The 18,330-nt window shown below is 40.4% G+C and carries 18 protein-coding genes; 13 read left to right on the top strand and 5 right to left on the bottom strand.

Translation table 11 applies throughout. From position 1 onward, the window contains the following. Positions 1–94: 94 nt before the first annotated feature. Positions 95–577 (bottom strand): transcription elongation factor GreB, encoded by a 483-nt coding sequence (gene greB / locus HCZ11_RS11000; protein ID WP_130050342.1) that lies wholly within the window; start codon positions 575–577, stop codon positions 95–97. 156 nt (positions 578–733) lie between these two features. Here greB and ompR point away from each other — a divergent pair, with 156 nt between their 5' ends. Together ompR and envZ are read left to right on the top strand one after the other, a co-directional pair. Then, the gene (gene ompR / locus HCZ11_RS10995; protein ID WP_130050343.1) at positions 734–1,453 is read left to right on the top strand and encodes a two-component system response regulator OmpR; all 720 of its coding nucleotides are present in this window, start codon (positions 734–736) and stop codon (positions 1,451–1,453) included. 5 nt (positions 1,454–1,458) lie between these two features. Beyond that, positions 1,459–2,754 carry a two-component system sensor histidine kinase EnvZ gene (gene envZ / locus HCZ11_RS10990; protein WP_054562852.1) on the top strand — a complete coding sequence of 432 codons (1,296 nt, stop codon included), beginning with the start codon at positions 1,459–1,461 and terminating at the stop codon, positions 2,752–2,754. Positions 2,755–3,075: 321 nt separating this feature from the next. On the opposite strand, the gene HCZ11_RS10985 is transcribed toward envZ, so the two are convergent. Then, entirely contained in the window at positions 3,076–3,780 is a 705-nt protein-coding gene (locus tag HCZ11_RS10985; RefSeq protein ID WP_054563475.1) for a 2OG-Fe(II) oxygenase, read from the bottom strand. A 36-nt stretch (positions 3,781–3,816) separates the two neighbouring features. Between HCZ11_RS10985 and HCZ11_RS10980 the strand changes: the two genes are divergently transcribed. The 10 genes from HCZ11_RS10980 to HCZ11_RS10935 all read left to right on the top strand — a co-directional run bounded on the left by HCZ11_RS10980 (position 3,817) and on the right by HCZ11_RS10935 (position 13,814). Continuing rightward, on the top strand, positions 3,817–4,215 hold the full coding sequence (locus HCZ11_RS10980; RefSeq protein WP_130050344.1) for a thioesterase family protein: 399 nt from the start codon (positions 3,817–3,819) through the stop codon (positions 4,213–4,215). An 82-nt stretch (positions 4,216–4,297) separates the two neighbouring features. Continuing rightward, positions 4,298–4,876 carry an aminodeoxychorismate/anthranilate synthase component II gene (locus HCZ11_RS10975; RefSeq protein WP_167658419.1) on the top strand — a complete coding sequence of 193 codons (579 nt, stop codon included), beginning with the start codon at positions 4,298–4,300 and terminating at the stop codon, positions 4,874–4,876. A 48-nt stretch (positions 4,877–4,924) separates the two neighbouring features. Next, positions 4,925–6,085 (top strand): HDOD domain-containing protein, encoded by a 1,161-nt coding sequence (locus tag HCZ11_RS10970; RefSeq protein ID WP_167658451.1) that lies wholly within the window; start codon positions 4,925–4,927, stop codon positions 6,083–6,085. A 369-nt stretch (positions 6,086–6,454) separates the two neighbouring features. Further along, positions 6,455–7,660, top strand: coding sequence for an aspartate aminotransferase family protein (locus HCZ11_RS10965; RefSeq protein WP_167658418.1), 1,206 nt, complete (start codon positions 6,455–6,457; stop codon positions 7,658–7,660). A gap of 80 nt (positions 7,661–7,740) precedes the next feature. Continuing rightward, positions 7,741–8,757, top strand: coding sequence for an arginine N-succinyltransferase (gene astA, locus HCZ11_RS10960; RefSeq protein WP_130050346.1), 1,017 nt, complete (start codon positions 7,741–7,743; stop codon positions 8,755–8,757). Between the two features lie 18 nt (positions 8,758–8,775). Beyond that, a complete protein-coding gene (gene astD, locus HCZ11_RS10955) occupies positions 8,776–10,245 on the top strand; it encodes a succinylglutamate-semialdehyde dehydrogenase (RefSeq protein WP_167658417.1) in 1,470 nt (489 codons plus the stop codon). Between the two features lie 128 nt (positions 10,246–10,373). After that, entirely contained in the window at positions 10,374–10,721 is a 348-nt protein-coding gene (locus tag HCZ11_RS10950) for a DUF3802 family protein (RefSeq protein WP_054563480.1), read from the top strand. Positions 10,722–10,863: 142 nt separating this feature from the next. Further along, the gene (locus HCZ11_RS10945) at positions 10,864–11,277 is read left to right on the top strand and encodes an OsmC family protein (RefSeq protein WP_130050348.1); all 414 of its coding nucleotides are present in this window, start codon (positions 10,864–10,866) and stop codon (positions 11,275–11,277) included. An 87-nt stretch (positions 11,278–11,364) separates the two neighbouring features. Beyond that, entirely contained in the window at positions 11,365–12,177 is an 813-nt protein-coding gene (gene speD / locus HCZ11_RS10940) for an adenosylmethionine decarboxylase (protein ID WP_130050349.1), read from the top strand. Positions 12,178–12,305: 128 nt separating this feature from the next. Further along, entirely contained in the window at positions 12,306–13,814 is a 1,509-nt protein-coding gene (locus tag HCZ11_RS10935; RefSeq protein WP_167658416.1) for an NAD(P)H-hydrate dehydratase, read from the top strand. 16 nt (positions 13,815–13,830) lie between these two features. Here the strand turns inward: HCZ11_RS10935 and HCZ11_RS10930 are convergent, their stop codons facing one another. Continuing rightward, a complete protein-coding gene (locus tag HCZ11_RS10930) occupies positions 13,831–14,280 on the bottom strand; it encodes a response regulator (RefSeq protein ID WP_130050351.1) in 450 nt (149 codons plus the stop codon). 158 nt (positions 14,281–14,438) lie between these two features. Between HCZ11_RS10930 and HCZ11_RS10925 the strand changes: the two genes are divergently transcribed. Beyond that, a complete protein-coding gene (locus HCZ11_RS10925) occupies positions 14,439–15,197 on the top strand; it encodes a LexA family transcriptional regulator (protein ID WP_130050352.1) in 759 nt (252 codons plus the stop codon). A gap of 10 nt (positions 15,198–15,207) precedes the next feature. Here HCZ11_RS10925 and HCZ11_RS10920 read toward each other — a convergent pair whose 3' ends face one another. Together HCZ11_RS10920 and HCZ11_RS10915 are read right to left on the bottom strand one after the other, a co-directional pair. Continuing rightward, on the bottom strand, positions 15,208–17,550 hold the full coding sequence (locus HCZ11_RS10920) for an ATP-binding protein (protein WP_167658415.1): 2,343 nt from the start codon (positions 17,548–17,550) through the stop codon (positions 15,208–15,210). Then, on the bottom strand, positions 17,547–18,179 hold the full coding sequence (locus HCZ11_RS10915; RefSeq protein WP_167658414.1) for a biliverdin-producing heme oxygenase: 633 nt from the start codon (positions 18,177–18,179) through the stop codon (positions 17,547–17,549). The genes HCZ11_RS10920 and HCZ11_RS10915 overlap by 4 nt, the downstream gene beginning before the upstream one ends. Positions 18,180–18,330 lie beyond the last annotated feature (151 nt).

The following is an 18,330-nucleotide window of genomic DNA, read 5'->3' as shown; positions in this document are numbered from 1 at the left end:
CAAGTAATGATTTATCTTGAGTACCTTTAGTTATAGATCACATTTTCAGACTAAACAATCAATAATTAACGCTTTCTGAATTTTCTGGGAAAAATTATTTCGCATCAGGATAAGTTATCTCGTTGATATACCATTCTTTTGCGCCTTCAGGCGTCATCACCGAAAAATCATCATCAACCTGTTTACCAAGTAGCGCTCGAGCCATAGGTGCATCAATAGAAATGTAATCTTTGCGCTCGTAAATTTCGTCGGGACCGACAATGCGGAAACGCTTTGTATCGCCTTGTTCATTCTCAATTTCGACCCAAGCGCCAAAAAACACTTTACCCGCTTGCTGCGGGTTATAGTCAACGATTTTAAGATCTGGCATACGTTTACGAAGATAGCGTACACGGCGATCTATCTGTCGTAAAACACGTTTATTAAACTGATAATCTGCGTTTTCAGAGCGGTCGCCTAAGCTTGCTGCCCAAGTAACAATTTTAGTAATTTCAGGGCGCTTTTCATGCCATAAGTAATCATGTTCTTGTTGTAATTGCTGATACCCCTCTCGGGTTATTAAATTTGTCTTTGCCATTTTTATTTAGCCTAAAAAGAAAACCAGCCGCAAAGTATGCCTTTGTCGAGTCAGATTTTGAAATGTTCAGTAACAATCTAAGCGCGTAATTCGATTTTTATTCTTAACTTTTTCATTTATATTAATAAGTAACATATTACAAAAAGAATGAAAGTTATGGGACACGAAACGACAAAAGTATTGGTTGTTGATGACGATATGCGCTTACGCAGTTTGCTAGAGCGTTACCTTGTAGAACAAGGCTTTATTGTTCGCACAGCAGCAAATTCAGAGCAGATGGATCGCTTGCTGGAGCGTGAAAATTTCCACTTGATTGTATTAGATTTAATGTTACCAGGTGAAGATGGGTTATCAATTTGCCGTCGTTTACGTCAAAAAGAAAATGACATTCCAATTGTAATGCTTACAGCCAAAGGCGATGAAGTTGACCGTATAATCGGTTTAGAGCTAGGTGCTGATGATTACATTCCTAAACCATTCAACCCGCGTGAACTGTTAGCGCGCATTAAAGCAATTTTACGTCGTCGCGCTAAAGAAGTGCCGGGGGCTCCTGCTGCTGAAGAAAACGAAATTAGCTTTGGCGACTTCACGCTAAACCTTGCGACCCGCGAAATGAGCCATGGTGACAAAACAATGTCGTTAACCAGTGGTGAGTTTGCAGTACTAAAAGCGTTGGTAACTCATCCTCGTGAACCACTTAGTCGCGATAAACTGATGAACTTAGCGCGTGGTCGTGATTATAGTGCGCTTGAGCGCAGTATCGATGTTCAGGTTTCACGATTACGCCGTATGATTGAAGTCGATGCGGCTAATCCGCGTTATATACAAACAGTATGGGGCTTAGGCTACGTATTTGTGCCAGACGGTGAAAAATAATAGTAATGGGCATGTTTCCACGTAGTGCGTTTGGACAAACAGTATTTTTGGTTGCGGCCTTGCTGTTAATCAATCAAATTGTCTCTTATATCACGGTCAGTTTTTATGTTGTTAAACCAACTATAGAACAAGTAAACCTGATCCTATCTAAACAGGTGAAAACCGTGTTTATTGAATGGGAAGAGGGGGTTGAGGTAAGTAAGGAAGCCTCTGACAAGTTTTTTGAGATCACCGGCATTGAAGTCATGACCCAGCGCCAAGCAATGAGTGAAGGCTTGGCTGAAACTCGTGAATACTCGATGCTATCGCGAAGCATGTCGAAAGAGCTTAACGGCTCTGCACGGGTGCGTATTAGCCAAACAGATCCTCTTGTTTATTGGGTTGAAGCACCGCAAGCACCAGGCTACTGGGTGCGTGTGCCGCTCACTGGATTGCAAGAAAACAACCTAAAGTTCTTAACCTTTTATCTATCAAGTATTGGTTTTTTAAGTGTTCTCGGTGGCTGGTTGTTTGCCCGCCATCTAAATAGACCTTTAAAAGCGCTGCAACAAGCGGCTGTTAAAGTGGGAGTGGGCGACTTTTCTACCAAATTAGAAGAGCAAGGCTCTACTGAAGTCATTGAAGTAACCCGTGCATTTAACCAAATGTCACGGGGTATTGCTGCGCTTGAGAATGACCGTCGATTATTAATGGCAGGCGTTTCTCATGATTTGCGTACGCCGCTTACACGGATTCGTTTAGCGACTGAAATGATGTCGGATGATGAAGATTACCTTCGTGAAGGGATCATTCATGATATTGAAGATATGAACGCAATTATCGACCAATTCATTGAATATTTACGTCACCACAAGCGCGAAGAACTTGAGCTAGAAGACTTAAATGCGATCGTTTCTGAAGTCGTCGAAGCAGAACAAAAACATCACCGTACTATTACCTTTAAAGAGAATCCAAGCTTAAGCGAAGTGCCAGTAAGTATGGTGGCGATAAAGCGTGTTGTTACTAATATGATTGAAAATGCAATTCGCTATTCAGATGGTGATATAGAGGTCGAAACCCGCGTGAGCAGTAATAAAAAGTTTGCCATGGTAGTAGTTAATGATCACGGCCCGGGGATTCCCGAAAGTGAACTTGAAACTGTATTTGAGCCGTTTAAACAAGGTGATGCCGCTCGCGGTAGTGAAGGCAGTGGCTTAGGTCTTGCGATAATTAAACGTATTGTCGATATGCACGGCGGCCGAGTACAACTACTTAACCGCCCAGAAGGTGGTCTCAGCGCCCAGATTTATTTGCCGTTTTAAAAGTATTAAGCTGTAAGCCTTGAAAGGTGCTGAAGCAATGATGAAATTTAAAGGAAGTAACAAGATAACTATTAAGATAGTTAGCCAGTTTAAAGCCATTTGAATGAGAACAGCTAGTTCATAAAGTGCAAAATGCATGAAATCGGCAATTAAAATTTTATTTTCATAAATTTAGTAGTTACAGAAATTTCCAAGTGAACATAGCCATTACTTGTGCTCTCATTTATCAAAGCAAACAAAAAGCGCGGCATCAAATGCCGCGCTCTTTTAATTTAAAGCTTAAAACTTACAGCTTTTAGCTTAGATTATTATTGCTTACCGTCAGGATTGTGGTTGTCCATAAATTTGTTCTGCGCGGTTGAATAAAACCCACGACGTTAAAATATACTTATCATTTGAAATAGGCTTATTACCACGGTGAGTGTGGGTAAAGTAGCCCGGTGCTACGACCATAGAGCCCTGTTTGGGTGATATTTTTCGTTGTTGATAGTAAAATTCAGTTTCCCCACCTTCCTCTACATCATTTAAATAAAACATAAATAACAGCACGCGATGTAGGGCCTCGTTATGGCCAGCTTGCGGGTATACCTCGCTATGCCAATAAGGGTAGCCACCTTTATTGATATCGTATTTTTGTGCTTGAATTGGACCCATGCGGAAAATTTGCTGCACTAATAGTGGCAACTGTGGTTTACCGACTTCTTCAAAATTGTCTTGTGTTAGGTCAACAGGTTTGCCCGTTTGCGGATGGTAAACCTTTAAACCAAAGGCACCAATCATCATAAAAATATGCTCTTCAAGGTATTTGAAGACGTAACCCGCGGTCGTTTGTTGAATATGCTTTAGTTGCTCAGCGTATTCAGGGTGGTTATTAAGGTATAAATCGCGACTGTCTTTTTTCGCTAGATCGACACCACCTGAGGTAATGCCTTGTTTTAAATGCGGGCTTTGTTCAAATACCGTGATAAAGTTGTCGCAAAATTCTTTGCTGAGGGCGTTTTCGTATACGCGAATAAAGTCCGTCATGAGCTACCTTTAGTTTATATTTTTTATAGGGTTACTATGTTTACTGAAACTATCACACCACGCTTTAGCGAAACAGATGTGCTAGGGCACATCAACAATACCGTACTCCCTGTATGGTTTGAAGCCGCCCGAGCGCCTATTTTCAGGTTTTTTACGCCCGATTTAAACCCTTATGAGTGGAAACTGATCATTGCCAAGGTTGAAGTAAGCTTTGTGGGTGAGTTGTTTTATGGTCACGATGTTACAGTGAAAACCAGTGTTGAGCATGTCGGTTCTAGTTCATTTGTACTTCGCCAAGAAGCTTGGCAGCAAGATAATTGCTGTGCAGTTGGTAAAACGGTATTAGTTCGTTATGACTTTGCAAATAAATGCTCGAAAAAACTTGATGAGCAAGAAAGAGCTGCCCTTACAGCGCATTTAATCGCTGAGAAATAAACCATTTTTTGCCGACATTTATGAGTGCTTGGGGTAAAATGCGCCTTCATTATTTTGACTGAGTAATTTTGGGTTACACGCAATGCTGTTAATGATCGACAATTATGATTCGTTTACATACAACCTAGTGCAATATTTTCAGCGCTTAGACCAAGATGTATTAGTTAAACGAAACGATGAGATTAGCATTGCTGAAATTAAACAGCTTAACCCTGAGCATATCGTACTTTCACCCGGGCCATGTTCACCAAATGAAGCAGGTATTTCTCTGCAAGTGGTTGAACAATTAAAAGGGCAGTTGCCAATTCTTGGTATTTGCTTAGGGCACCAAACTATTGCTCAGGCTCTAGGTGCTGATGTTATTCGTGCCAAGCAAGTGATGCATGGGAAAACCTCGTTAGTTAAGCATACCAATCAAGGTGTGTTTAGCGGTTTGGCCAACCCGCTGACGGTATGCCGATACCACTCTTTAGTGGTGCATAAACAAAGCCTGCCTAGTGACTTTACTATTACCGCATGGACAGAACAAAATTCTGATTTTGATGAAATTATGGGGATCATGCATAATGATTTAGCACTTGAAGGAGTACAATTTCATCCCGAAGCAATTTTGACCCAACAAGGGCTTGAATTACTTGCTAACTTTTTAACTCGCTTCTAACCTTAGGCTAGTGAATTAACAAATATGAACGACAATACGCCTGTGCAAATGACCGAAGAAACCCGACAACAAAGGACTGCGATGGTGCTTAATGAGCGCGCACACGATCTTTTGCTTGGTCACAGTTTTGCACAGCGTCAAATTGGCTTTATTCATACCTTAGAAATTGATTATGGCGAGTCAATGGAGCAGCGTACTCTATTAGAAGTAGAGGTCGCTGCCGAGAAAAAGCGTCAAAAGAGCAGTACAGCTCACCATAAATACCGTGCTCAGGCGAGTAAACAGTTACACCAAGTAATTGAAGCTGCCATGCAAAAGCAGCTTGAAGATATTGATTCAGTTATCCACGAAACTATCGGTATCCAAGACAGTGTACCTGCTATTCTAGATATTCTAGCTGTGCGTTCAGCCTCAGTGGGTCGACTAGAGCCATTAGTTAAAGACTTAAGTTGGTTAGGTCGTGAGCTCGTTGCGTTTGTGAATTTACCTTTTTATCGAAAACAACGTAATAAACACACTTCAGTTCAAGTTGATAATCCATTATTAGCGCTGCGTTACATAGGCTTAGACAATTTAAAGTTTGTGGTGCCAACCTTTGCGGTACGCCATTGGATGCCACACAGCACAGAGCCATTTCCACTACTAAAACGTCGACTTCGTGATAACTCAATGGCATGTGCCATTGCAGCTCAAGAGCTTGCTAAGCTAAATGGTGTAAATGAGGTGCACGCCTTTACCTTAGGTATGCTACTCGATGTGGGTAAAATAGCGCTAGTACGTATATACCTTCGTATTTTCGAATTAGTTTGGCAGCGTCAAGTAACGAAAGCCCGTGATGAGCAAAAGAAAGACTTACACACTGCTTTATTAGAACTAAAACCTGATCCATTATTTTTAAGCACCTTGCTAAATAAGCAGTCGATGAAGGTAACAACGACCGTGATTGAGCAAATGGACTTTAGATATTTGCCATTTAATGCGGTAATGCAGCAATTAACTACACCCTTAGCTAAAAACGATGAATATTTGCCACTTACTAAGGTGATTTTAAAAGCTCGTTGTTACGCGCAGTATTTAAGTTTAAATGAGCATCAATTGGTCGAAAATGACGAAACTGAACGTTGGTTTACGCACTTCGATTTCACCAAGGAAGAGCTTAATCAGCTAGCAAAATGCAATTTTGATCGCTTTCATATTCAAATTAATTAAAAAAATTGTTAATTTTTTTGCGACTATTCATTCATTGTTTATCAATCTGCAGCGACAAATTTTTTGTCATTAGCCTGTGCTTGGCTCACTAGCCGTACGCCTTTTTATAGTAATTAGACCAAAAAACAGCCTTCAAATAGTTATTCACTATCCATGAAAAAATATCTCAAGCCCTTTATTTTCAAGGGCTACATGAAAGTTTTCTAAGAGACAGGACGAAAATTTTCTGGAATAATGGATGAATGAAAATTGAACCAAAGAGTTATTTTGGTGATTTTGCGCTAAGCTCAATCGGCTAAGTAAAATGGCTTGGTTTGGCTTTAGAGCGCCACCTTGCTCTGTGTGTGCTTACAATTAAGAGGATATAAAATGACAGTCAATCGCGAATTATTTGATCAAGTAATGGTTCCTAACTATGCACCATCAAGTGTTATTCCAGTTCGAGGCGAAGGGTCTCGCGTATGGGACCAAGAAGGTCGCGAATTTATCGATTTTGCTGGTGGTATTGCTGTTAACTGTCTTGGTCATTGTCACCCAGCTCTTGTAAGTGCATTAAAAGAACAAGGCGAAAAAATTTGGCACTTATCAAATGTAATGACTAATGAGCCAGCTCTTCGCTTAGCTAAAAAGCTAACTAACGCAACATTCGCAGAAAAAGTGTATTTTGCTAACTCTGGTGCAGAAGCAAACGAAGCAGCACTTAAACTAGCACGCCGTTTTGCACTTGATAACTTTGGTGAGCAAAAGTCACAAATTATCTCATTTAACAAAGGTTTCCACGGCCGTACATTCTTTACTGTAACGGTAGGCGGTCAAGCTGCATACTCTGATGGTTTCGGTCCTAAACCGGGTGATATCGTTCACTGTGACTACAACGATTTAGCGGCATTTGAAGCGCTTATCTCAGACAACACTTGTGCGGTAATGATGGAACCTCTGCAAGGTGAAGGCGGTATCATTTCTCCAACAGCTGAGTTTGTTGAAGGTGTTCGTGAGTTATGTACTAAGCATAATGCACTACTAATCTTTGATGAAGTACAAACAGGTGTTGGTCGTACGGGTGAGCTTTATGCTTATCAAGGTCTAAATGTAACGCCAGATATCTTAACGACTGCAAAAGCGTTAGGTGGTGGTTTCCCTATCGGTGCGATGATCACCACAACTGATATTGCTAAGCACTTAAAAGTAGGTACTCATGGCTCTACTTACGGTGGTAACCCACTAGCATGTGCAGTAGCAGAAGCAGCATTCGACACTGTTAATACGCCAGAAGTACTTAATGGCGTTAAAGAAAAATCAGCGTTATTCCGCGAGTTATTAACTGCGATTAACGAAAAGTACAATGTATTCACTGAAATCCGTGGCGAAGGTCTATTAATTGGTGCTGTAGTAACAGAGCAATTCAAAGGTCGTGCAAAAGAGTTTTTAGTGGCTGGTACTGCAGAAGGCGTTATGTCTTTAGTGGCTGGCGCTGATGTTGTTCGTTTCACTCCGTCACTTGTAATTCCAGAAGCTGATATCCGCGAAGGTATGACTCGTTTCGAAAAAGCAGTTGCAAAAGTCGTTAACGGCTAAACGAAACTGTCATTTCAGGGCAAGCTAAGCTTGCCCACATTTCTTAATTTACCGTTATTTATAAGGGAGCAAGCGGACTTATGATGATCCTTCGCCCAATCCAGCAAAGCGATTACCAAGCGTTAGTAAAGATTGCTGATGAGTCAGGCCATGGCTTTACGTCTTTGCCTAATAATGAAGAGTTATTACAAAAGAAAATTGATCATTCTGTCAGCTCATTTGCTAAAGCAGCCCAGCAGCCAGGTGATGAAGGTTACTTGTTTGTTCTTGAAGATAGCGAAACGGGAGAAGTCGTAGGGACTTCGGGTATTGAAGCCGCCGTTGGTTTAGATGATGCTTTTTATCATTATCATTTAAGCAAAGTGATTCATTCATCTCGGACGCTAGACGTGTATAAAGCCGTTGATATTTTAACCCTGTGTAATGATTACACCGGTGCAACAGAGCTGTGCACATTATTCTTAAAAGATGGCTACCGTAAAAACAATAACGGTAAATTGCTTTCAAAAGCGCGCTTTATGTTTATTAATCAACATAGAGAGCGTTTTGCTGACACCGTAATTGCTGAAATGCGTGGTGTGTCAGACGAAAGCGGCGAAAGCCCATTTTGGCAATGGCTAGAAGAGCACTTTTTCTCAATGGACTTTCCAACGGCAGATTACTTGACGGGCATTGGCCAGAAAGTATTCATTGCCGAGTTAATGCCTAAATACCCAATTTACGTTAACTTACTGAGCAAAGATGCACAAGCTGTGATTGGTCAAGTACATGACAACACACGCCCTGCGATTGAACTATTAAAGAGCGAAGGTTTTACCTTTAATGGTTATGTAGACATTTTTGATGCAGGCCCAACTGTTGAAGCAAAAGTAGATAACATTGCTACAGTAAGAAATGCCCACACGGTTAAAGTTGAAATAGGTGAAAGCCAAGGCGACACCACGGTATTGTTAGCAAATGATAAAATTGCTGATTTTAGAGCAACCGTGACTCAAGTTAGCCTATCATGCGATGCCGAGAGCATCACAATCTCAAGTGAATTAGCAAAAGCACTTCACTTAGAAGCGGGTGATTCAGTATCACTAGCAGAACTATAGAATTCAGGAGACATATTAATGACTCATGCAGCGCAATTTATTAATGGTCAATGGCAAGCAGGCCTTGGTCATACTTTTCAATCTGTAAACCCAGCAAATAACGATGTAATCTGGCAAGCAAACACTGCCACTGCTGAACAAGTAGACGGCGCAGTCGCTGCTGCACGTGAAGCGTTTTACAGCTGGGCTGATAAAACATTTGCAGAGCGTTTAGCGATTGTAAAAACATTCGCAGAAACGCTTAAAGAGCACAGCGAAGAATTAGCGATTGCTATCGCACAAGAAACAGGTAAACCACTTTGGGAAACACGCACTGAAGCAGGTGCGATGGTGGGTAAAATTGCTATCTCTGAAAAAGCATTTTTAGAGCGTACAGGTGATGTTGAAAACCCAATGCCACAAGGTCGTGCGATGATCCGCCATAAGCCTCATGGTGTTGTAGCTGTGTTTGGCCCTTACAACTTCCCTGGTCACTTACCAAATGGTCACATTGTGCCAGCATTATTAGCAGGCAACACTGTGGTATTTAAACCATCAGAGTTAACGCCAGCGGTTGCTGAATTAACTTTAAAGTTATGGGAAAAAGCGGGTCTTCCTGCGGGTGTAATTAACCTTGTGCAAGGTGAAGTAGAAACGGGAAAAGCGCTTGCATCTCATAAAGGGATCGACGGTTTATTCTTTACTGGCTCTTCGCGCACTGGTCATATTTTACATGAACAGTTTGCTGGTCAACCGGGTAAAATCCTCGCGTTAGAAATGGGTGGTAATAACCCGCTTATCGTTACTGATGTTGCTGACACTAAAGCGGCTATCCACGATATTATTCAATCAGCGTTTATCTCTACAGGTCAACGTTGTACCTGCGCGCGTAAGTTATTCTTACCTGCGGGCGAGCAAGGTGATGCCATCTTAGCGGGTCTTATTAAAGCAACTAAAGCTATTAAAGTCGGTGACTACGACGCAGAAGAGCAACCTTTCATCGGGTCAATGATTTCTGCTGCGGCAGCAGCTGGTATGGTCACAGCACAACAGCAACTTGTTGAGCTTGGCGCTGAGGTGTTAGTTGAGCTAACTCACAAAGAGAATACCGGCTTTGTAACACCGGGTATTTTAGAGTGTACAAATGTCGCTAACTTCCCAGACGAAGAGCACTTTGGACCTCTTCTTAAAGTATTCCGTTTTACCGATTTTGATGCCGCTATTGATAAAGCTAATGATACTAGCTTTGGCTTATCAGCTGGTTTGTTAAGTGACAGCGCAGCAGATTACGACCATTTCTTACGTCGTATTCGTGCGGGTATCGTAAACTGGAACAGGCCTATCACAGGTGCATCAAGTGCAGCTCCATTTGGTGGTATTGGAGCATCGGGTAACCACAGAGCAAGCGCATATTATGCCGCTGACTATTGTGCATACCCCGTAGCTTCGGTTGAGCTTGAAAAAGTAGCGATGCCAGCGACATTAAGTCCAGGCTTAAAAATCGATTAGTAATCGTAAATAACTATAAAAAGCAGCTTTGGCTGCTTTTTTTGTATGAGATGCGTGGCAAAGGTAGCAATTAAAAGCGCTTTCTGCTTAAATCTAAAGAGGTAGTTTTTTATTAGGTGTGAAGTCGTATGGTTTTAGATAGGCAAGGGTATGATGATCTTGTCATGTATCTCACTCAAAATTTAGCGCTTTTTGAGAAGCCGGGTCAAATTAAACCAGGAGCTCCAACAGTGTTAGAGCTGATTGAAGACGTGATAGCAGAAAACGTCATGTTACTTTGCGAACAACACACAGAGCTTAATACCGAACAACGCAGCCAAATTGTCCGTGAAGTCGACGGTATCGTATACGACTTACAAGAAGTACTAAGTAGCGTTACAAATCACACAGTAACCGTTGAACAACATGCCTTTATTGACGAATTTGCCGGATTAGTGAAAAACTTATTCGATAGCGCTGTTGTAGAAAGCGCCTAATTTATAAATAACTACAAAATTCTAGTCTTTCAGCGAGTAGCTTGAAATAAGCTACTCGCTTTCATATAGCTTACCTTTTATCCCTTGCATCTGTGAGTGACTTGCTTACAATCAAACAAAATAACTTTAAGAGATAAAACACATGCAAGCGAATGTAAAATGGGTAGATGGCGATACGTTTATTGGCCTTTCAAATTCAGGTCATAATGTAGTTTTTGATGCAGGTAGTGATAGCGCAGCGCCAAGCCCAATGGAAATGGTCTTAATGTCAGCTGGGTGCTGCTCATCTGTTGATGTTGTTAGTATTTTAAAAAAAGCAAAACAATCATTTTCTGATGTGCAAGTTAAGCTAACAGCAGAGCGTGCTGAGTCAGCTCCTCGCGTGTTTACCAAGATTAATCTACACTTTGTGGTCACTGGTGATAATGTTTCAGAAAAGCACCTTGCTCGTGCCGTTCAATTATCTGCTGAAAAGTATTGCTCTGTAGCCTTAATGCTTGATAAGACAGTAGAAATTACGCATAGTCATGAAGTTGTGCAAGAACAGGTAAAATAACGCTTTTTCCGAGCAGAAAATTCGTATAAAATCCGCGAACTTTTATTTCTGCTGGTGCAGGTTCACTCGTTTTAAGGTTGGTTTAGCATGAATAAACCCTTCGATAAAATTAAGCTTCATGGCTTTAATAACTTAACTAAGAGCTTAAGCTTTAGTATTTACGATATTTGTTACGCAAAGACTGAACAACAGCGTAAGGAATATATCGAATATATCGACGAACAGTACAGTGCTGATCGCCTGACCGATATTTTAGGTGAAGTTGTGGATATTATTGGCGCAAACATTCTAAATGTTTCTCGCCAAGATTATGATCCGCAAGGCGCTAGCGTGACAATCTTGATCTCAGAAGAGCCAATTGAACAGCAAACGACGTATGAAGTTGATGAAGCGCCGGGCCCTCTTCCTGAAACAGTTGTAGCGCACTTAGATAAGAGCCACATCTGTGTTCATACATATCCAGAAGCACACCCTGATGATGGTATTTGTACGTTCCGTGCTGATATCGAAGTATCAACATGTGGCATAATTTCGCCATTAAAAGCGTTAAACTTCTTAATTCACAGCCTTGAGTCTGATGTTGTAACCATTGACTACCGTGTACGTGGTTTTACGCGTGACGTAGATGGTGTTAAACACTATATCGATCACGCGATTAACTCAATTCAGAACTACATGACTGAAGATACTAAAGAAGCGTACCAAATGATGGACGTGAATGTGTATCAAGAGAATTTGTTCCATACTAAGATGATGTTAAAAGAAACTGACCTGAATACTTATTTATTTGGTGTTTCTACAGCGGATTTATCTGAAGAAGAAGAAGAAGTTATCTACTCAAAGCTGACTCGCGAGATGCAAGAAATCTTCTACGGTCGTAACTTGCCAGATACAGAGTAAGTAACCACAAGCTTTAAAGAAACGGCGCGTAATGTAAGTTACGCGCCGTTTTTTATTCCTTAGAGTTGCTCATTGACTACATTAGCCTGTACTTATATGCTGGTTAAAAGGCCAATTTAAGGATAGACATGTCAGTTGTGCTCTCGCAGTCGGTATTTTTAGCAGAACAAGTTCGTGAAAATGAAGGCCCAGCAGCTAAGCGCTCTGGTGTAACTTTATATGAGCTTATGGAGCGAGCAGGGCTGGCTACTTATAAGCAAGCTATCAGCTATTTTCCTAAAGCAAGTACATTCGTTGTATTAGCTGGCGTTGGTAACAATGCGGGTGATGGCTATGTTGTTGCCCGCTTAGCTAAACAAGCGGGTAAGCAGGTTACAGTTATTGCTGGCTTACAAGATAAACCTCTCAAAGGTGATGCGCTGAGTGCTCAGCAAGCTTGGCTCAATGCTGGGGGAGCAATAACAACGGATGTTAGCGCTATTGAACAAGCAGATATCATCATTGACGGTTTGCTCGGTACAGGTATTCAAAGCGAGGTGCGCGAACCTTTCTCAGAGTTGATTAAAGCCGCTAATGAAAGTCAAAAGCCGATTGTTGCCATTGATTTACCATCAGGCATTCATGCAGACACAGGTGTAATACAGGGGATCGCAATAAAAGCGGCAATCACTGTTACCTTTGTGGGTATTAAACAAGGTTTAGTGACAGGGCAAGGACGAGCACATGCAGGTAATCTTGAGTTTGCTGACTTGGGTATTGGAGATACCTTTTTAAAACTGACAGCACCCACTGCTGAGCTTATCAATTATCAAAGTCAATCACCGCTCTCTCGACGTGATAATAACAGTCACAAAACTAACCATGGTAAGTTGCTATGTATTGGTGGTAACGCAGGGACAGCGGGTGCAATTCGTTTGACCGCAGAAGCCGCTCTTCGGACTGGCGCAGGTATGGTGAAGGTTTATACTCACAGCAGTTCTATTTTGCCAGTCAGTATTGGCCGACCAGAATTAATGGTGACTGATACAAACTTAATTAGTGCATTAGAATGGGCAAGTTGTATCACCATCGGCCCTGGGCTTGGACAAGACACTTGGTCAGAAACAACATTTGAAACTGTCATGCAGTATTGTTTCACTAATAATAAACCTCTGGTGATTGATGCTGATGCACTTAACTTAATGGCTCAGCATGCTTCGTCATTCCCATTAGTTAATACAGTTATAACACCACACCCCGGTGAGGCTGCAAGGTTACTCAATTGTCGCGCAAGCGATATTGAAGAAAATCGCTTTCATGCGGTAAAGCAGCTCGCACATAGCTATACCACTACTTGTGTACTAAAAGGTGCTGGTAGTTTAATTGCTGACACTAACCAAACATGGGTGTGTACAGATGGAAATCCTGCACTTGCGGTTGGCGGCAGTGGCGATGTTTTAACAGGCATCATAGCGGCCCTGATCGCACAGGGGCTTACTCCTCAGCAAGCAGCTTGCTTAGGCGTAACCTTACATGCAAAAGCTGGTGATATTGCCGCAGAGCGTGAAGGCGAAAGAGGCATGTTACCGAGTGATTTGTTTGTCGTTGTAAGGAAGCTGATAAAAGAGTTGGCAAGCAGTGCTGACTTGAGCAGGTAAGGCTAAATATTTCGCCTTAGTCTAAGACTATCCTAGCTTGAACAAGCCAATATTGAGTTAGCATTTTCATTGAATCAACTAAATCATAATAGCTAGAAGGCTTGGTCATAAAGGCGTTAGTACCTAAGCTATAACATTGCTTAATATCAACTTCTGAATCAGAAGTCGTAAAAATTATGATGGGAATATGGCGGTAACGCTCCGATTTTTTTAGTTCGACTAACGCTTCTTTTCCACCCTTTCGTGGCATGTTTAGGTCTAATAAAATAAGGCTTGGTAGAATTTTATTTTTATCGAGTGACTCAAGTAATTGCATGCCGTCATCAACAAATTGAATTTTATTTTCATCGACATTATTTTCAACCAGGGCATCACGGATGAGTTCTTGATCATCGAGGTCATCATCCGCAACTAAAATATAGCTCACAGAGCGTAACTTTTTGATAAATAATTTGTCGTTAAACATTAGCAACTCCTGATTAGCTTATCTTTTTCACGTAGATACTTATAAATAAAACAACAAATTAAATAATTAGTTAATCGAATAGTATATACTTTAGTTAAGTAGGTGTTATATTAACTTGCTTATACCCATAATACAAACATAAGTTTATTAATAACCCAATGACAGTAAATCTTACTAGTACTAATAGAGTGGTAGCTCTTCGCGAAAGTTTGAACCTTTCTCAACAAGAGTTTGCCGATAAAATAGGTATAACTCAGGGGGCTCTATCACAACTGGAGGCTGGCAAGTCGACCCTATCTCTCAGTACTATTATTAAAATCAGCAAAGTGTTTAATGTAGATTGTAACTGGCTTATTTTTGGTATAGAAGGATTTGATGACTCGAGTTTCCAGAGTTATCAAAAAGCCTTAGAGACTTCATTTATTCCACTTGTCAATGAAGAAGCTCAAGCTGGTTATATAGAACAGTGTAGTGATGAAGACTATATTAAAACTCTGGATGTTTATAAAATTCCGGGGTTTGAAAATGGCAATTATCGACTATTCGAAGTTGAAGGCGATAGCATGATGCCAACTATCCGCCCCAGAGAAACGCTGATCACTGAGCAAGTCAAGGATATTAATCAGTTAGAGAATGGTTCAGTTTGTGTTGCTGTCACTAAAGATGGCATTGTCGCAAAACGCCTCTTTAGCCACAAGACAGACCCCGTCAGTTACTTATTTAAGAGTGATAACCCTGAGTACAAAACATATTCAATTCAGGGAAGTGATATCTTAGAAATCTGGCATGTAAAAGCAAAAATAAGTTCTATAACCGATCAAGACTCACATATGCAAAGTCAGCGTTTTGAGTCTATTGAAAATGAAATTAGACAACTTAAAGAGCATATTAATAGAGTTTTACCGCCACAATCGTAGCGGTAAATTACTAAAACTGACTTAGTTTTATTTCTCTTAGTGGTAAGGTGACGTAAAACTGAGAGCCTTCATTGATATTTGCTTCTGCTGTAATTGTCCCATGGTGTCGTTCGACTATTTTCTTACAAATAGCTAAGCCTAACCCTGTTCCTTCGTATGCTTGTTTAGAGTGAACCCGTTCAAAAAGGTTAAATATTCTGTCTTTAAACTCGCTATTAAAACCTATTCCGTTATCAATGACAGCGATAACAAGATGCTCGTCTGTTCGCTCAACTGACTTAATCCCTATAATGGGTGCTTGATGTGGGTGACTAAATTTAAGCGCATTGAGAATTAAGTTTTGAAACAAACGCTGGATTTGTCGTTTGTCGCCATAGATTTCACCAATGTCTTCTATGTGAAACACCGCGTCCTTGTCAGCGATAATTAACTCAAGATCATCAAGAATATCATGAAAAACATCTGATGCTGAAAAGTGACGAAACTCTTCGCCTTTTCGATTGATTCTAGAAAAACTCAATACTCCTTTGATAAGTTTTTGCATTCTTTCGGCAGAATCCATCATACGAGAGATATAAGAAGCGTTTCTTTCTCCAATCTGTTCTTTAGAGTTTTGCAGGCGATCGCCGAACATTTGTATTTTTCGTAAGGGTTCTTGTAAATCATGAGACGCAACAAAAGCAAACCGTTCTAACTCTTGGTTAGACTCTTCAGATTTTCTAAGTGCGATTTCAAGGTCAAGCTCGGCTTGTTGTCGAGTGAGTATTTCCGCTTTTAAAGCGACAGTTCGCTCATTAACTTTAGTTTCTAATAAGTTGTTTAACTTTTTAAGGCGCTCAGATTTTTCAATAACATGATTAACCAAATGATTGCGAAACTTTATAGCGCAAGATATTTCGTTTGCCTTCCAAGGTGAGCATTTATTACGTACATTCTCTTGCCATAAACGAAATGAGCTACGAGGCATAAGGCGGTGACTACCGTCGTCAAGAAATTCGATTATCTTTTCAGGTTTCCCACCCCAATTTTTTGTTTCAATCACCTCTTTACGAAACCACATAATAAATAGGTTTTCATTAGTAGAAACAGGCATAGCAAGTACGCCGCTTGCAATATTAGCAAACTTACTAAATTCAGCATTTTCATTAGACAAGTGATGGTTATGATACAGCAGTTCATCTTCTAAGTGGTTGCTTTTCAACCACTCAAATAAATGATAAATATCATCATTTGCGGGTACATCCCCGAAACTTTCAATATCTTTTTCTAGCCGCCATGCAACACCATCAGCACTTAGCATGCTAAGTAAAGCAGGAACTTGTTTGCGTAAGCCATCAATGAAAAAGACTTCTTCAGACATATGCTCTGCTATCTCTGCACTGATGGCGGTGGCTTTAGCTTCTTGAATCGCTTCGATTGATTGTGTTTTGAGGGAAATTATATATGAGAGCATCAACCCCATATACTGTGCAACTTGTCGTGCCTCAAAAGGGACGACATGGCTTGAATAGTGGTGACAAGCAATTAACCCCCATAATTTACCAGCAATAATAATACTGATAGACATTGATGCTTTAACACCCATATTGCGTAAATATTGGCAATGAATGGGGGAGACACTTCTGGTTATACACGTGCTTAAATCTACAGGCTTGTCTTGTGGGTAGATAGGTGATACTTCAGCATCCACATCTGCAAGTAACCTTATAGGATTACGCAAATATAAAGCGCGTGCTTGCTTTGGAATATCTGACTCAGGAAAATGCTGGTGTAGAAATGAGTTTAACTCATCTTTTTTGGCTTCTGCTACGACTTGACCATTATATTCATGGTCAAACTGATAGAGCATAACGCGATCAAAACCTGTTAAGTTCCGAACTTCTTCTACTGCTGTGTCGAATGATGAGTTTAGCTCTTTTTTGTCAGCTATTAGGTGAAGAGATTGCTTCATCAAGTAATTCATGGGGTCAATACTTGAGTGCTCTTTCTTTATATCAAACTCAAGTTCAATGAGTAAGTATTCATCGTTACGAGAAATAACACCTTTAATAGAGGTCTCAGGCGATTTACCTTTTAACTCAATCTTGAGTGGGTTAATGGCATGAAAGTCCTTTTGGGCTTTATTTTCCTCTATGATATTAGATGTATTCGCTTCAAAGAAATTAGTTATATGTGAGCCTACTAAGCGATCCTTTTGTGTATTTAAAAGCAATAAAATATTTTCGCTGAAATAGCATATTTTGAGTGTTTCAGGGTCAACAACTAGTAAGTACCCATGCGGTTGTATAGAGCCTGGAATATGAATAGGTTCTTTATGGCAATTGTCTAATGAGACTTTAAATGTATTGCTCAATTTATATCTCCAAGCGCTTGAGAGATTAAGCTAAATGCCTTATTTGCTCCCAATAAAATGTCATCTGCTGAGTTTGGGTTGTCGTTATGATACTGCTTTAGTGCGTGGATAAATTGAGCCCACTTCTGATTCCTAAGTTCACCATAACTATAAAAAAAACGGATCCCTTCAAGCTCATTTATCCAATTATGCTTTTTAAGCGCTTTAAATATGTGACCTCCACCCATGGTGGCTCCCTCCATTACATACATCATTCCAAATGCATGTGATACGTTGCAGATATTTTTTAAATCATCGTGTTTATATAATTTAACAGGTGGAGCGTGTTGAGATGTTTGCAAATAAGCAATATCTTGATTTAACCAGCTTAGCTTGCTGCGGCCAACAAGTAGATGTTTTGTGGCACCATAGGTTGATATAGCATCCTCCATAATAGAATAGCTACTATGCATTGCGATTAAAATTTCTAAATACGATTGTTGGGTCATATTTTTATCGAATAATACTGCACCTAGTTGTTTTTCCACACGAGAGTGAAGGAAGTCGGTACTATTTTTTATAAAAGTATGAATATTATTTTGATCGCTATTGCAAGTTATTACAGTGGCGTTTGATAAAGCTGAACCCATTGTTATCCTGAACGTATTTGGAGCATTCTAGTAGTATTCGCACCAGTATATACTTAGGTACAAGTATGTAAAATACAAAATTAAGGGTGATTAGGAAAAGGCAACTATTTATTGCGGGTTCAAATGACTTGTAAAGTTAGAAGGTCTTTGT

This window comes from Pseudoalteromonas sp. HF66, assembly GCF_011806445.1.
In the GTDB taxonomy this organism is placed as follows: domain Bacteria; phylum Pseudomonadota; class Gammaproteobacteria; order Enterobacterales; family Alteromonadaceae; genus Pseudoalteromonas; species Pseudoalteromonas apostichopi.
Note: the sequence above shows the minus strand (reverse complement) of the source record. Positions and strands in the feature narration are given on the sequence as shown.